Below are 15,608 nucleotides of genomic sequence, written 5' to 3' on the forward strand. Positions count from 1 at the left end.
GTCAGCCGAGCAGCCGCTTCAGTCGCTCGCCGGCCGTGCCCAGCACCGAGCGGGCCTCGGCCAGCTTCTCGGGGCCGACCCCGCCGTCCCGGGCCGCGTCGCGGACCTGGTCGCGGAAGCGGTCGAGCAGCCGCTCCAGTTCGCGGGCCGGGTCCCCGGCCGGGTCGGTGCGCGCCCACGGCGGCAGGTCGGCGGGGGCGGACCGGTCGCCCTGGTCGGAGGCGTCCTTGTCCAGGTCGATCCGGGTCACCGTGACCTGCTCGGACGACTCGGCGGACCCCTCCGTCGGGTGGCCCCAGCGGGCCGCGTCGGCCAGCCCGGCCAGGCCCTTGGTGAGCTCGGACAGGCCCTCGGCCAGCCCGGTCGGCCAGTCGCCCTTCGCGGCGTGCTCGCGCACCTGCTGCTCGACCCGGCGCTTGATCCGCAGCGCCTCCTGCTGGGCGGCGGTGCGGGAGGCCTTGGCCTGCTCGCGCAGCCGGCGGGCCTCCTCCTCGGCGGCCTTCGCCTTGGCCTTGGCGGCCCGCTCCTGCTCCCGGGCGCGCTTGGCCTGCTCCTTGGCCTGCCGCTTGAACTCGGCGAACTCCTCCTTGGCGCGCTGCCAGGACTCGTTGTCGCCCCAGGGGCCGGCCCACGGGTCGGTGCCGGTCCAGGCCTTGGGGCCCTCCGGCCGGGGGGCCTGCTTGGCGGCCTGCCACAGCTCCTCGCGCAGGTCCTTGGCGCTGTCCCGGACGTCCTCCCGGATCGCCCCGGCGAGCTGGGCCACCGAGTCGTGGATCTCCACCTCCAGCTCGTCCAACTCGACCTGGCGGGCTTCGAGTTCGGCGCGTCCGGCGTCGGTCAGCCGGTAGACCTTGCGGCCGCCCTCGGTGCTGTGGCTGACCAGGCCCTCCTGCTCCAGCTTCGCCAGCCGCGGGTAGACCGTGCCGGCGGACGGCGCGTAGAGGCCCTGGAAGCGCTCCTCCAGCAGCCGGATCACCTCGTAGCCGTGCCGCGGGGACTCGTCCAGGAGCTTCAGCAGGTAGAGCCGGAGCCGGCCGTGGCCGAACACGGGGGTCATCTCAGGCCTCCTTGGTGAGGTCGGGGCCGGTGGGCGCGTCGGAGACGGGCGCGGCCGGGAGTTCCTTGGGCGCCGCCGGGGTGTCGTCCTCCGGCTCGGGGCGGCGCAGCACGGTGACCGCGCCGGAGACGGTGGTGACGTGCAGGCTGCCGCGGCCGTCGCCGAGCTGGCCGGAGATCTTCTTGGCGCCCCAGGTGCTGTTCATGGTCAGCTCGTCGAAGGTGCTGGAGACGTCGCCGCTGGTGGAGCCGGCCTCGACGGTGGCGTCGGCCAGCGAGGGGATGCGGACCACGACCGGGCCGCTGACGGTGTTGACCTTGATGTCGGTCTCGCCGGCCACGTCGAGGTCCAGGGTGACGGCCCCGGTGACGGTGTTGGCCTGGATCCGGTCGGCGGTGCCGGCGATCACGGTGAGCTGCCCGGAGACGGTGTTGACCTTGAGCCGGCCGCCGACGGCCTGGGCCTCCACGTCGCCGGTGACGGTGCCGGCGTCGATCCGGCCGGTGACCCCGGCCAGGGTGGTGCCGCCGCTGGCGCTCTGCACCGAGACGTGGCCGTCGATGCCGCTGACCGTGGAGTGCGCGGACACGGTGCCGACCTTGACCTCGGTGCCGGCCGGCACGGTCAGGGTGAGGTCGACGGAGCGCTTGCGCTTGAAGGAGTCGAAGAAGCTGCGGACCGAGCCGATGGACTTGATCCAGTCGCCGAACTCGCCCCAGCTGTTGATGTCCTTGTAGGTGGCGGTCAGGACGCCGTCCACGAGCGTCACGTGCAGCGGGTCGCCCTTGAGGCCGGTGACCTCCAGGCGGGCCGGGCCCTCGGCCGCGACCACGTTCACGGTGCCGTCGATGACGCGCACGTGCAGCGCGCGGACCTCGTCCTCGAAGGTGGTCCTGCCGGGCCCCTCGATCGTCCACTGGCTCATCTCTGCCGCCTCCCGTAGCGGATCGCGATGTATCGCGTTCTCTGTAGAAGACGATATATCGCGTGCTGGGAAAAGCAAGCGGTTCCACCCCCGAGCCCGCCCCGGACCCGACCCGGAGGTCTCCCCCTACGGGGAGGACGCCGAGGGCCCGGGAGGCGGTCGCCTCCCGGGCCCTCGGCGGTCACGAGATCAGGACGTCACTCGTCGTCGTCCTCGTCGTCGAGCCGGGCCAGCCAGGTGGCCAGCCGCTCGACCGGGATCTCGAAGTCCGGGTTGAGGTCGACGAACTCGCGCAGGCGCTCGGCCAGCCACTCGAAGCTGACCTCCTCCTCGCCGCGCCGGTTCGCCAGCTCCTCGATGCCTCGGTCGGTGAAGTACACGGGTTCGCTCCGGTCCGCTGGGGATTGACCTGGTCAGGATAGTCCGCGCCGGTCGGCGGCCGGAGCGGTACGGGGGCGGTACGGGGGCGACGGGAACGCCCGCGGCCCCCGCCCCCTCGGAAGGGGTCGGGGGCCGCGGGCGTCAGTGGTGCTGCGGGTCCTCGGCTCGTCAGAGCGAGAAGACCTCCTCGATCAGCGCCTGCTGCTCGGCGGCGTGCCGCTTGGCCGAGCCGACGGCCGGCGACGAGGCCGCGGTGCGGGCGACCCGGCGCAGACGGGCGTCGCCGCCGGTCCGGCCGATGACGACCTGCAGGTGGTCGACCAGGTTCATCGCGATGAACGGCCAGGCACCCTGGTTGGCCGGCTCCTCCTGCGCCCAGACGAACTGGACGTTGTCGCCGTAGCGGGCCAGCTCCTCCTGGAGCTCGGCCACCGGCAGCGGGTAGAGCCGCTCGACCCGGACGATCGCGGTGTCGGTGACGCCGCGCTCGGTGCGGGCCGCAGCCACGTCGTAGTAGAACTTGCCGGAGGTGATGACCACCTTGCGGACCTGCGCCGGGTCGACGGTGGTGTCGCCGATGACCGGGCGGAACGAGCCGGACAGGAACTCCTCGGTCGCACTCGCCGCGGCCTTCAGACGCAGCATCGACTTCGGGGTGAAGACGACCAGCGGCTTGTGGTGCGGGTTGTGCGCCTGCCAGCGCAGCAGGTGGAAGTAGTTCGACGGCAGGGTCGGCGCCGCGACCGTCATGTTGTTCTGCGCGCACAGCTGGAGGAAGCGCTCCGGGCGGGCGGACGAGTGGTCCGGTCCCTGGCCCTCGTAGCCGTGCGGCAGCAGCAGGGTGACGCCGGAGTGCTGGCCCCACTTCTGCTCGGCGGAGGCGATGTACTCGTCCACCATGGTCTGCGCGCCGTTGACGAAGTCGCCGAACTGCGCCTCCCACATGACCAGCGCGTTCGGGCGGGTCAGCGAGTAGCCGTACTCGAAGCCCATGGCCGCGTACTCCGACAGCAGGCTGTCGTAGACGGTGTAGCGGGCCTGGTCCTCGGTGAGGTACTGCAGCGGGGTGTAGTCCTCGCCGGTCTTGCGGTCGATCAGGACGGCGTGCCGCTGGCCGAAGGTGCCGCGGCGGCTGTCCTGGCCGGCCAGGCGGACCGGGTGGCCCTCCATGAGCAGCGAGCCGATGGCGAGGGTCTCGCCCATCGCCCAGTCGATGGTGTTGTCCTCGACCGAGGCGGCGCGGCGCTGCAGCTGCGGCAGCAGGCGCGGGTGGACGGTCAGCCAGTCCGGGTGGTTGACCTGCGAGGCGGCGATCCGCTTGACCATCTCCTGGGAGATGCCGGTCTGGATGGAGACCGGGAAGTCGGCGACCGGCTTGCCGGCGGTGGCGTCGGCCGGCGCCTGGGCCGCGTCGCGGACCTCGGCGAAGACCTTCTCCAGCTGGCCCTGGAAGTCCTGGAGCGCCTGCTCCGCCTCTTCCATGGTGATGTCGCCGCGACCGATCAGGCCCTCGGTGTACAGCTTGCGCACCGAGCGCTTCTTGTCGATCAGGTCGTACATCAGCGGCTGGGTGAACGACGGGTTGTCGGCCTCGTTGTGACCGCGGCGGCGGTAGCAGATGAGGTCGATCACGACGTCCTTGTGGAACGCCTGGCGGAACTCGAAGGCGAGCCGCGCGACGCGGACCACGGCCTCCGGGTCGTCGCCGTTCACGTGGAAGATCGGGGCCTCGATCATCCGGGCCACGTCGGTGCAGTACATCGAGGAGCGCGAGGACGCCGGGGCGGCGGTGAAGCCGACCTGGTTGTTCACCACGATGTGCACGGTGCCGCCGGTGCGGTAGCCGCGCAGCTGCGACATGTTCAGGGTCTCCGCGACGACGCCCTGGCCGGCGAAGGCCGCGTCGCCGTGGATCTGGATCGGCAGCACCGGGAAGGTGGTGCCGCCCTGGTCCAGGATGTCCTGCTTGGCGCGGGCGATGCCCTCGACGACCGGGTCGACCGTCTCCAGGTGGGAGGGGTTCGCGGCGAGCGAGACCTTGATGGTCTCGCCGTCCAGGCCGGTGAAGGTGCCCTCGGAGCCGAGGTGGTACTTGACGTCGCCGGAGCCGTGCATCGACTTCGGGTCGAGGTTGCCTTCGAACTCGCCGAAGATCTTGCCGTACGGCTTGCCGACGATGTTGGCCAGCACGTTCAGGCGGCCGCGGTGGGCCATGCCGATGACGGCCTCGTCCAGACGCTGCTCGGCGGCGGAGTCGATGGTCGCGTCCAGCAGGGCGATCAGCGACTCACCGCCCTCCAGCGAGAAGCGCTTCTGGCCGACGTACTTGGTCTGCAGGAAGGTCTCGAAGGCCTCGGCCGAGTTCAGCCGGCGCAGGATCCGCAGCTGCTCCTCGCGCTCGGGCTTCGCGTACGGCTTCTCCAGGCGCTCCTGCAGCCACTTGCGCTGCTTCGGGTCCTGGATGTGCATGTACTCGATGCCGACGGTGCGGCAGTACGTGTTGCGCAGCAGGCCGAGGATGTCGCGGAGCTTCATCATCTTCTGGCCGCCGAAGCCGCCGACCGCGAACTCGCGCTCCAGGTCCCACAGGGTGAGGCCGTGGGTGGTGACGTCCAGGTCGGGGTGCTTGCGCTGCTTGTACTCCAGCGGGTCGGTGTCGGCCATGAGGTGGCCGCGGACCCGGTAGGAGTGGATCAGCTCCATGACGCGCGCGGTCTTGTTGACCTCGTCGTCGTGGGTGGTGGCGACGTCGGTGGCCCAGCGGACCGGCTCGTACGGGATCCGCAGCGACTCGAAGATCTCGTCGTAGAAGCCGTTCTCGCCGAGCAGCAGGCGGTGGATCTCGCGCAGGAACTCGCCGGACGCCGCGCCCTGGATGACGCGGTGGTCGTAGGTGGAGGTCAGCGTCATGATCTTGGAGACGCCGAGCCGGGACAGGGTCTCCGGGGCGGAGCCCTGGAACTCGGCCGGGTACTCCATGGCGCCGACGCCGACGATGGTGCCCTGGTTCTGCATCAGGCGCGGCACGGAGTGCACGGTGCCGATGCCGCCGGGGTTGGTCAGCGAGACCGTGACGCCGGTGAAGTCGTCCATGGTCAGCTTGTTGGCGCGGGCCCGGCGGACGATGTCCTCGTAGGCCTGCCAGAAGCCGAAGAAGTCGAGGGTCTCGGCCTTCTTGATGGCCGCGACGACGAGCTGGCGGTCGCCGTTCGGCTTGACCAGGTCGATCGCCAGGCCGAGGTTGACGTGCTCCGGCTTGACCAGGAAGGCCTTGCCGTCCTCCACCTTGTAGCTGTGGTTCATGCCCGGGGAGGCCTTGATGGCCTGGACCAGGGCGTAACCGATCAGGTGGGTGAAGGAGACCTTGCCGCCACGGGCGCGCTGCAGGTGGTTGTTGATGACGATGCGGTTGTCGATCAACAGCTTCGCCGGGACGGCGCGGACCGAGGTCGCGGTCGGCACCTCCAGCGAGGCGTCCATGTTGGTGGCGACGGCCTTGGCCGGGCCGCGCAGCTGGACCAGCTCGGGGCCGGCCGCGGCGGTGGCGGCGGGCGCGACCGGGGCGGCGGCCTTGGGGGCCGGCGGCGCGGCGGGCGCGGCGGCCAGCGGGGCGGCGGCGGCCGGGGCCGGAGCAGCCGGGGCCGGAGCGGCGGGTGCGGCCGGCGCAGCAGCAGCGGGCGCGGGGGCAGCGGCAGGGGTCGGCGTGGGGCCGGCCTGGGTCGCGGCCTGGGTCACTGGGGTCACCTCGGTACCGGGCTTGTAGTCGGCGAAAAAGTCCCACCAGGCTCGGTCGACCGAGTTCGGGTCCTGGAGGTACTGCTGGTAGATCTCATCGACGAGCCACTCATTTGGACCAAAGCCAGTGGAGCTTGCCGAGCTGGGGGTTTCAGGTTGTGGCGACACGGCGGCAACCGCCCTCTTCCGCTTCCTTTTGGGATGTTTGGACAGCGGGGATTAAGGCTACGCCCCTGACCAGTGATCGCGCAGTCCCCGGGCCCCAGGCGTCGCCCAGATCACAGTCCTGACCTGCAATTTGGCTGAAAAAGTGCGTTAGAAAGCCGTATCTGAGGGGAAGCGACCGGGGTCGATCGCCCACCAAAGTGGGGCGAAAGCGGACAAGCAGGGATAAGAATCCGCAGACGATCTTCGTGTGCGGCTGTGCCGGATCTGTGACAAATGTCCCGTCCGCTCAGGACCGCCCACCCGGGACCGTCCGCTCAGGCGTGCCCGGGCAGCCGGACCTCGATCCGGCAGCCGCGCGGCGACTCCGCCACCGCGATCCGCCCGCCGTGCAGGTCCACCGCCCAGCGGGCGATCGCCAGGCCCAGACCGGTGCCGCCGTCCGCGCCTGGTCCGGCGGCGGTCGCGGTGCCGCTGCGGCTGAAGCGCTCGAAGACCCGGCCGCGGTCCGCGAGCGGGATGCCCGGGCCCTCGTCCTGGACCTCCAGCAGCAGGCCGCCGTCGTCCCCCTCGGGCCGGGCGCGCACCGTCACGGTGCCGCCGGGCGGCGAGTGCTTGCAGGCGTTGTCGACCAGGTTGGCGACCACCTGGTGGAGGCGTTCCGGGTCCGCCACGGCGGTCAGTCCGGTCGGGCTGACCTCCAGGGCCAGCCGGACGTCGCCGCGCCGGGAGAAGGCCCCGCCGGCCGTCGCGCCGTCCACGGTGACCCCGCGCAGCACGCCGTCCAGGAACTCCCGCACCTCGAAGGGTCTGGCGTCCAGGTCGACCACGCCGTCGTCGATCTTGGAGAGGTCCAGCAGGTGGGTGACCAGGCGGCCGAGCCGCTCGGTCTGCTCCAGCGCGGCCCCCAGCGTCGCCGGATTGGGCTGCACCACGCCGTCCACCACGTTCTCCAGCACGGCCCGCAGCGCGGCGATCGGCGTGCGCAGTTCGTGCGAGACGTTGGCGACCAGCTCGCGGCGGTGCCGGTCGGCGGCCTGGAGGTCGGCGGCCATCGCGTTGAAGGCGGCCGCCAGCTCGCCGATCTCGTCACGCGAGCTCACCTCGACCCGGCGGCTGTAGTCGCCGGAGGCCATCGCACGGGCGGCGGCCGTCATCTCGCGCAGCGGGGCGGTCAGCCCGTGCGCGAGGAACTGCATGAACAGCAGCGAGGCGATCATGGAGAAGACCATGATGATCCGGATCTGGGTCTCGGATCGGATCGCCACGACCACCATCCCGGTGGCCAGGAACACGGAGACGATCACCAACAGGGCGAGCTTGCCCTTGATCGAGCGGACCGGGTCGAGCGGACGGATGTCGGCCCAGACCCGGCTGGCCGCTCGGGCGGCCAGTGTCTGCGGGCGCGCGCCGTCGGCGTCCCCGTTGCGTTGCTGTGGAAAGGTCATTGGTCCCTGTGATCCCCGCGCGGTCTGCACGGCGGTGCCGGACACGGGCCCCCCGGTGGCCCGTCGCCCGGAGCCCCCGTCAGGAGAGCGGGGCCTCCAGCGCGTATCCGACGCCGTGCACGGTGCGGATCCAGCTGGCGCCGATCTTGCGGCGCAGCGCCTTCACGTGGCTGTCCACGGTCCGGGTGCCGGACGCGTCGGTCCAGTCCCAGACCTCGGCCAGCAGCTGCTCGCGGGTGAGCACCGCGCGCGGCTGGGCGGCCAGGCAGGCCAGCAGGTCGAACTCGGTCGGCGTCAGGTGGACGTCGCCCGAGGCCAGTCGGACCCGGCGCTGCACGTGGTCGATCTCCAGCTCGCCGAAGCGCAGGCTGCCGAGCGCGGGCGTCCGGGCGGCCTGCTGGGCACGCTCGACCCGGCGCAGCAGCACGTTGACCCGGGCGGCCAGTTCGCGCATCGAGAACGGCTTGGTCATGTAGTCGTCGGCGCCGACGCCGAGGCCGACCAGCAGGTCCGTCTCGTCGTCGCGGGCGGTCAGCATCAGTACCGGCACCGGGCGTTGGGCCTGGATCCGGCGGCACACCTCCAACCCGTCGAAGCCGGGCAGCATGATGTCCAGGACCACCAGGTCCGGCTGCCAGGTGTGGAAGCCGTCCACCGCGCCCGGGCCGTCGTGGGCCACGGCGACCTTGAACCCCTCCGCGCCCAGTCGGGCCGCGATCGACTCCGCGATCGTGGGCTCGTCCTCCACCACCAGCACTCTGCGCTGGCTGCTCACCGTGCCACCGGTGTTGGGGTTGTCCTGCTGAATTTCTGTCACGGTCACGCCACCGCCCCCAGGGCTGCGGGCCGGCCACCTGTGGGGATGGCGGGGCTCCGCTCGTAGTCTTGTTCCGTCGTGGACTGTGCCGGGTCCGCCGTCCCGTTCGTACGCCCGGGAGCCGCGGCACGGATGGTCTTCCGTCCACTTCTCCCACGCACTCCGCAGCGTACGGACAGCGGATGCCTCCCGGCAGGCGGACCGGACGTTTCCGGCCCGTGGGCCGGCTGTCCGGCCGCCCTCGGGCCCACCGCACGAGTGGGCACGGGCCGATACCTTACCCGGCGAATTTTCTCTGCGTAACGGTACGTATGCAGTTCAGTTGACGCCAAGTCGCCGGTCAGAGGCCCTACTGGCGCGTTAATCGACAGAAGGTCTGGACCAATGCCGGGAATCCGACCGTTCTCCGCGTCGACGGTCTTCACCGGCTTTTCTCAGGTGCCTCTCAGAACCTCGACGTACCGTGGCGGCGACGGCGCCCCGCAGGGCGGAAACCGGCCTTCGCGTCGGTACGTTGGGCACCTTCCGGCACTGGTGGCCGCGGGGGTGGAGCGGAGGTCGGCATGGCGGGACTGCGGCAGGACACCGACCGGCGCGCGGCCGTGGGGTCGCCGTACGGAATGCTCCGCGGGGGGCTGCGCACCGGCGTCGTCGAATGGCTGCTGGAACGCGTTCCGACGCCCCGGCGCACTCCCTTCACCCTCGGATATCTGGCCGTGGTCGGGATCACCGCGACCTTCGCCAGGCTCGCCGACCCGGAACTCGTCCAGCACCTCCAGGAGGCCTCCAGCTCGGACGGCCACAACCTGCTGCTGCACCCGCTGCGGGTCCTGGTGCTCAGCGGGTTCTGGGTGGCCGGGGGATCGTGGACGCCCTACCTGTGGGGGTTCGCCGTCACCCTGGCGCCGTTGGAGCGCCGGGTCGGCTCCGCCCGGGCGGCGGCGGTCTTCGCGGCCGGGCACGTGGTGGCCACCCTGCTCTCCCAGGGCGTGGTGATCACCGCGGTGCGGCTCGGGCGGATGGCGCCGGAGGCGATGGACCGCCTGGACATCGGGGTCAGCTACGGGGTGTTCGCCTGCCTGGGCGCGGTGATCGCGTCGCTCCCGCTGCGCTGGCGGGTGCCGGCGCTGGCCGGTGCCGCACTGATGATCGCCCAGCAGATCGCCTCCCAGAGGGACCTGGTCACGGCCATCGGGCATCCGGCCGCGCTGCTCACCGGGGTGGCGCGGTGGCGCTGGGTGCGATGGGTCGAGCGGGGACCGTCCCGGCCGCGGCTCCGGCTGCCGCGGCTCCCGCTGGTCGGCGCCGGTCCCGTCCGGGCCGCCGTCCGGGCCCCCGCCGTGGTGCGGGCCGGTACCCGGCCGTCCACCGTGCGCTGACGCCCGGGTCTCTTGGGCCGTTCTTTCCCTGTTCTTTTGACGGGGCTTCCCTCCGGCCGTTCCGGTGACGGCGTGTTCGCTCGCAGCGAACACGGGTCGGGGAACATCCGACGCTCGTGAAGCCTTAGTCAGGTCGACTCAAGTTCACTGACCGGGGAGAGATCATGGCATCGACGTCCACACCGCTCACCCTGCCCGTGCTGCCGCTCGACGACGAGGTCGTCCTGCCGGGCATGGTCGTCCCGCTGGACCTGAAGGACACCGAGGTGCGGGCCGCGGTCGAGGCCGCCCGCGCGGCGGCCACCGGCTCCGGCAAGCCGCAGGTCCTGCTGGTCCCGCGGGTGGACGGCTCGTACGCGGCGGCCGGCACGCTGGCCACCGTGGAGCAGGTCGGCCGGCTGGCCGACGGAGACCCGGCGGCCCTGGTGCGCGCCGTGCGCCGGGTCCGGATCGGGGTCGGCACCACCGGCCCCGGCGCCGCCCTCTGGGTGGAGACCACGCCCTTCGAGGAGTCCTCGGTCGGCACCCCGGTGGCCGGCCGGGCCGCCGAGCTGGTCAGGGAGTACAAGGCGCTGTCCACCCAGTGGCTGCGCAAGCGCGGCGCCTGGCAGATCGTCGACCGGGTCGCGCAGATCGAGGGCGTCGGCGAGCTCGCCGACAACATCGGCTACGCCCCCTTCGCCACCGCCGAGCAGAAGCTCAAGGTGCTGCTGGAGGCCGACCAGGTCGCCCGCCTGGAGTACGCGCTCACCCTGCTGCGCGACCACCTCGCCGAGGAGGAGGTCAACGACACCATCCGCAAGGACGTCGAGGAGGGCGTGGCCAAGCAGCAGAAGGAGTTCCTGCTCCGCCGCCAGTTGGAGGCCGTCCGCAAGGAGCTCGCCGAGCTGAACGGCGACCCGGCCGACGAGGAGGGCGACTACCGCGCCCGGGTCGAGGCCGCCGACCTGCCGGAGCGGGTCCGCGAGGCCGCGCTCAAGGAGGTCGACAAGCTGGAGCGGTCCTCGGACCAGTCGCCCGAGGGCTCCTGGATCCGCACCTGGCTGGACACCGTCCTGGAGCTGCCCTGGAACGAGCGCACCGAGGACGCGTACGACATCGCCGGCGCCCGCGCCGTGCTCGACGCCGACCACGCCGGCCTCGGCGACGTCAAGGACCGGATCGTCGAGTACCTGGCCGTCCGCAAGCGCCGCGCCGACCAGGGGCTCGGCCTGATCGGCGGACGTCGGGGCGGAGCGGTGCTGGCCCTGGTCGGTCCGCCCGGGGTCGGCAAGACCTCGCTCGGCGAGTCGGTGGCCCGCGCCATGGGCCGCACGTTCGTCCGGGTCGCGCTCGGCGGCGTCCGGGACGAGGCGGAGATCCGCGGCCACCGGCGCACCTACGTCGGCGCGCTGCCCGGCCGGCTGGTGCGGGCGATCAAGGAGGCCGGCTCGATGAACCCGGTCGTCCTGCTCGACGAGATCGACAAGGTCGGCTCCGACTACCGGGGCGACCCGGCCGCCGCCCTGCTGGAGGTGCTGGACCCGGCCCAGAACCACACCTTCCGGGACCACTACCTGGAGGTCGAGCTCGACCTCTCCGACGTCGTCTTCCTCGCCACCGCCAATGTGCTGGAGGCCATCCCCGAGCCGCTGCTCGACCGGATGGAGCTGGTCCGCCTGGACGGCTACACCGAGGACGAGAAGGTCGTCATCGCCCGCGACCACCTGCTCCCGCGCCAGCTGGAGCGGGCCGGCCTGAGCGACGGACAGGTCGGCGTCGACGAGGCGGCCCTGCGCAGGCTGGCCGGGGAGTACACCCGGGAGGCGGGCGTGCGCACCCTGGAGCGCTCGATCGCCCGGGTGCTGCGCAAGATCGCCGCCCAGGCCGAACTCGGCGAGCGCGAACTGCCCGTCACGGTCGGCGCCGCGGACCTGCGCGCCCTGATCGGCCGGCCCCACCACGTGCCGGAGTCCGCCCAGGAGCCCGCCGAGCGGCGCACCGCCGTCCCCGGCGTGGCCACCGGCCTCGCGGTCACCGGCGCAGGCGGCGACGTCCTCTACATCGAGGCCTCGCTGGCCGACGCCGAGACCGGCGGCACCGGGCTGACCCTGACCGGGCAGCTGGGCGACGTGATGAAGGAGTCCGCGCACATCGCGCTCTCCTACCTGCGCTCGCGCGGCGCCGAGCTGGAGCTGCCGGTCACCTCGCTGCGCGACCGCGGCGTGCACCTGCACATCCCGGCCGGGGCCATCCCCAAGGACGGGCCCAGCGCCGGCATCACCATGACCACGGCACTGGCCTCGCTGCTCTCCGGCCGCAAGGTGCGCACCGACCTGGCGATGACGGGCGAGGTCTCGCTGACCGGGCGGGTGCTGCCGATCGGCGGGGTGAAGCAGAAGCTGCTCGCCGCCGACCGGGCCGGGGTCACCACGGTGATCATCCCCAAGCGCAACGAGGCCGACCTGGACGACGTCCCGGCCGAGGTGCTGGAGCGGCTCACCGTCCACCCGGTGTCGGACGTGCGGGAGGTGCTCCGGCTGGCCCTGGAGCCGGCCGGGGTGCTGGTCGCCGCCGCGTAGCGCGCCCGGGGCGCCGGGCCCCCGGGCCCGGCGCTCTCCACGGGCCGACGGCGGCTCCGCGTGCCACACTGCGGAGATGCCGTCCCCCACGCAGCGCGCCCTGGCCCGGGTGCCCGCGCGGCTGCGGCCGGCACTGCTGCGGCACCGCCGACTGGTGAAGTACCTGCTGGTCGGCAGCGGCTGCTTCGCGCTCACCACGGTGCTCGACTTCGAGCTCAAGTTCACCGTCCTGACGCACCAGCCGGTGGCGGCCCTGACGGTGGCGACGGTGATCGCCACCGTCGTCTCCTATGTGCTCAACCGCCGCTGGGCCTTCCGGACGGACGGGCGGCGGCCCGAGGCCCTGCTGTTCTTCCTGGTCAGCGCGGTGGCGATCGGCGTCAACGTGATCCCGCTGGCACTCTCCCGGTACCTCCTCGACCTGCGCGAGCCCTATGTCACCCCGTTCCAGCAGGAGGTCGCGGACTACCTCAGCGGGATGGTCGTCGGCACCTTCGTCGCCATGCTGTTCCGCTTCTGGGCGATGCAGCGCTGGGTCTTCACCAGCGCCGCGGCCCGGACGCACCAGGGGCGGGCCCCCGACCCGGAACCCGGTTACGCTGCACCCGAGATGCCACGGGATGTGCCGTAAGTCCGTGAGGTGCACCGGCCCGTGAGCCGCTCCGAGACCGTGAGGTGAGAGTTATGCGCGGGGAGCCGGACGGCGTCCGGACCGGGCCCGCCAGCCAGCAGGGGATGCGCCGGGCCAACCTGGCCCTGGTGCTCGGGGTGATCGCGCGCGGCCCCCGCTCGCGCGCCGACGTGGCCGCCGCGACCGGGCTCACCCGGGCCGCGGTCTCCTCGCTCGCCGAGCAGCTGATCTCGGCCGGCCTGGTCGTCGAGGAGGGCCCGGCCGCACCCAGCGGGAAGGTCGGCCGCCCGGGCACCGCGCTCGGGCTCAACCCGCTCGGGCCGGGCGGGCTCGGCGCCGAGATCGGCGTCCGGCACCTCGGCGTCTGCGTGGTCGACCTGCGCGGGGAGGTGCGCGCCTGGCGGCGCCAGGAGAGCGCCAACCGCGGCCGGGAACCCGCCGCGGTGATGGCCGACCTCGCCCGGCTGGTGCGCGCGGCCGTCGCCGAGTCGGGCCTGCGCCCGGCCGGGCTGACCCTCGCGGTGCCCGGACTGGTCGGCGCCGGCGGACTGCTCCAGCGGGCCGCCAACCTCGGCTGGCAGGGCGTGCCGCTGGCCGCCGAACTGCGCCCCGCGCTGCGCCTGCTCGGGGACGGTCCGGCGGGGGAGGGCCCGATCGGGGACGGCCTGGCCGAGCTGCCGGTCGAGGTGGACAACGAGGCCAACCTCGGCGGACTCGCCGAACGCTGGCTGGGCGAGGGCCCGGAGGACTTCCTGTACGTCTCCGCCGAGGCCGGGGTCGGCGCGGCCGTGGTGGTCGGCGGCCGGCTGCTGCGCGGTGCGCGCGGTTACGCGGGCGAGCTCGGCCACGTCCCGGTCCACCCGGAGGGGCCGCGCTGCGCCTGCGGGGCGCACGGCTGCCTGGAGCAGTACGCGGGCGAGAGGGCGGTGCTGCGGGCGGCCGGGCTGGCGGGGGTGCGCGGCGACTGGGTGACGCTGCTCGCCGATCGCGCCGGTGCCGGGGACGAGCCGGCCCGGGCGGCGCTGGCCGGGGCCGGCGGGGCGCTCGGCATCGCCGCCGCCGGGGCGGTCAACCTGCTGGACCCGGCCGAGGTGGTGCTGGGTGGCGGCTACGCCCGGCTGGCGCCCTGGCTGCTGCCGGCCATGCGGCGGGAGCTGGCCGCCCGGGTGACGGTGCGGCCGTGGGCGGAGGACCGGCTGACGGTCTCCCGGCTGGGGCGGCGCGGGCCGCTGCTGGGCGCGGCGGTGGGTGTGGTGCGGGCCATCGTCGCCGATCCGGGCTCGCTCACGCCTTAGGCCCTGTCCGGCCCTGAGCGCCCGGAACGCGCGGGAGCCCCCGGCCGGTGCGGCCGGGGGCTCCCGCGACGGGTGCTCGGTGGATCAGGCCTCGGCCGGGGCCTCGGCGACGATCTCGCGGCCGCCGGAGCGCGGGCCGCGCAGCACGGCCAGGTAGGCGATGCCGATGCCGATCAGCGCCCAGACCACCAGGACCAGGATCGGCATGCCCAGGTTGGTGGAGTCGAAGTAGGCGATCGACTTGGTGGCGCTGGTGCCGGCGCCGTTCGGGATCAGCGAGCCGATCGCCCGCCAGAACGGCGGCATCATCGGCGCCGGGTAGACGCCGCCGGCGCTCGGGTTGCCGAGCACCACGAAGATCAGCACCGCGACACCGATGCCGATGATGTCGAACAGGCACTGCAGCGCCATGGTGAAGGCGCCGACCGTGAACACCACCAGGGCGCCGATGCCGGTCAGGGCCGCCACCGAGCCGGGCAGCGCGTCCAGCACCGGTCCGGCGATGATCGTGCCGCCGAGGCCGGCCACCACCGAGTACAGCGCCAGGGCGCCGAGGCGGATCAGCAGGCGGTGGGCGTTGGCCGGCTTGGAGCCGGCGCTGATGCCGAGGATCGAGGCGACCAGGTAGCCGCCGACGCACCAGCCGATGACCAGGTAGAAGGCGGAGAGGCCGTTGGTGTCGCCCTTGGCCAGCGGCACGACGTCCTGGACCGTGACGGTGCGGCCCTGGGCCTTGTCCAGCGCGGTGGTGATGGTCTCGGCGGCCTTGGCGGCGGAGGTGCCGCGGGCGCCGCCGACCAGCAGGGTGTCCTCGGTGCCGGTGGGGTTCACCACCAGCGCGGCGTAGATCTTCTGATCCTTGATCTGCTGGGTCGCGGTCTCGGCGTCCGGCGCGGTGACGGGCTTGACCGCCTCGTTCGGGACCTGCTCCAGCGCCCCGACCAGCTTGGGCGTGACCTGCGGCGGGGCGACCACCGCGATCGACAGCTTGTGCGGCGCCGGGTGGTGCAGCGCCCCGACGTACGAAGTGATGAAGCCGAGCTGCAGCAGCAGCACGCCGAGCACGAGCAGTGCCGCACGCGGCGTGACCGCGCCCTTCAGTTCAGCGACGAAACCCTGCCCCGGGGCGGCCATCCACATCTCCTTGCGTATCGGCGGAAATCGGATACTTAATACCATGAACTAGTTGGGTTGTCCCATCTCCCGCGCCGCTT

11 protein-coding genes are annotated in these 15,608 nt (G+C 72.8%); 4 read left to right on the plus strand and 7 right to left on the minus strand.

The features are described 5' to 3' along the window. Position 1 precedes the first annotated feature (1 nt). The 6 genes from ABTZ03_RS07715 to ABTZ03_RS07740 all read right to left on the minus strand — a co-directional run bounded on the left by ABTZ03_RS07715 (position 2) and on the right by ABTZ03_RS07740 (position 8,528). Complete coding sequence (locus tag ABTZ03_RS07715) at positions 2-1,057, minus strand: PadR family transcriptional regulator (RefSeq protein ID WP_350511952.1); 1,056 nt, start codon at positions 1,055-1,057, stop codon at positions 2-4. A 1-nt stretch (position 1,058) separates the two neighbouring features. After that, positions 1,059-1,982 (minus strand): DUF4097 family beta strand repeat-containing protein, encoded by a 924-nt coding sequence (locus tag ABTZ03_RS07720; protein WP_350511953.1) that lies wholly within the window; start codon positions 1,980-1,982, stop codon positions 1,059-1,061. Positions 1,983-2,179: 197 nt separating this feature from the next. Then, entirely contained in the window at positions 2,180-2,362 is a 183-nt protein-coding gene (locus ABTZ03_RS07725) for a DUF6104 family protein (protein ID WP_350511954.1), read from the minus strand. Between the two features lie 169 nt (positions 2,363-2,531). Next, the gene (locus tag ABTZ03_RS07730) at positions 2,532-6,266 is read right to left on the minus strand and encodes a multifunctional oxoglutarate decarboxylase/oxoglutarate dehydrogenase thiamine pyrophosphate-binding subunit/dihydrolipoyllysine-residue succinyltransferase subunit (RefSeq protein ID WP_350511955.1); all 3,735 of its coding nucleotides are present in this window, start codon (positions 6,264-6,266) and stop codon (positions 2,532-2,534) included. 314 nt (positions 6,267-6,580) lie between these two features. Beyond that, positions 6,581-7,711: a sensor histidine kinase gene (locus ABTZ03_RS07735; RefSeq protein WP_350511956.1), complete on the minus strand. Its 1,131-nt coding sequence runs from the start codon at positions 7,709-7,711 to the stop codon at positions 6,581-6,583. A gap of 79 nt (positions 7,712-7,790) precedes the next feature. Continuing rightward, positions 7,791-8,528, minus strand: a complete 738-nt coding sequence (locus tag ABTZ03_RS07740) for a response regulator transcription factor (RefSeq protein WP_094742879.1) — start codon at positions 8,526-8,528, stop codon at positions 7,791-7,793. 563 nt (positions 8,529-9,091) lie between these two features. Between ABTZ03_RS07740 and ABTZ03_RS07745 the strand changes: the two genes are divergently transcribed. From ABTZ03_RS07745 to ABTZ03_RS07760, 4 genes are all read left to right on the plus strand, one after another. Continuing rightward, entirely contained in the window at positions 9,092-9,907 is an 816-nt protein-coding gene (locus ABTZ03_RS07745; protein ID WP_350511957.1) for a rhomboid-like protein, read from the plus strand. Positions 9,908-10,071: 164 nt separating this feature from the next. Continuing rightward, on the plus strand, positions 10,072-12,468 hold the full coding sequence (gene lon / locus ABTZ03_RS07750) for an endopeptidase La (RefSeq protein WP_350511958.1): 2,397 nt from the start codon (positions 10,072-10,074) through the stop codon (positions 12,466-12,468). Positions 12,469-12,544: 76 nt separating this feature from the next. Beyond that, positions 12,545-13,099 (plus strand): GtrA family protein, encoded by a 555-nt coding sequence (locus tag ABTZ03_RS07755; RefSeq protein WP_350511959.1) that lies wholly within the window; start codon positions 12,545-12,547, stop codon positions 13,097-13,099. Positions 13,100-13,152: 53 nt separating this feature from the next. Next, complete coding sequence (locus ABTZ03_RS07760) at positions 13,153-14,394, plus strand: ROK family transcriptional regulator (RefSeq protein WP_350511960.1); 1,242 nt, start codon at positions 13,153-13,155, stop codon at positions 14,392-14,394. Between the two features lie 84 nt (positions 14,395-14,478). Here ABTZ03_RS07760 and ABTZ03_RS07765 read toward each other — a convergent pair whose 3' ends face one another. After that, complete coding sequence (locus ABTZ03_RS07765; RefSeq protein WP_350511961.1) at positions 14,479-15,528, minus strand: ABC transporter permease; 1,050 nt, start codon at positions 15,526-15,528, stop codon at positions 14,479-14,481. Positions 15,529-15,608 lie beyond the last annotated feature (80 nt).

The sequence above is a fragment of the Kitasatospora sp. NPDC096077 genome (assembly GCF_040303245.1).
Lineage (GTDB): Bacteria > Actinomycetota > Actinomycetes > Streptomycetales > Streptomycetaceae > Kitasatospora.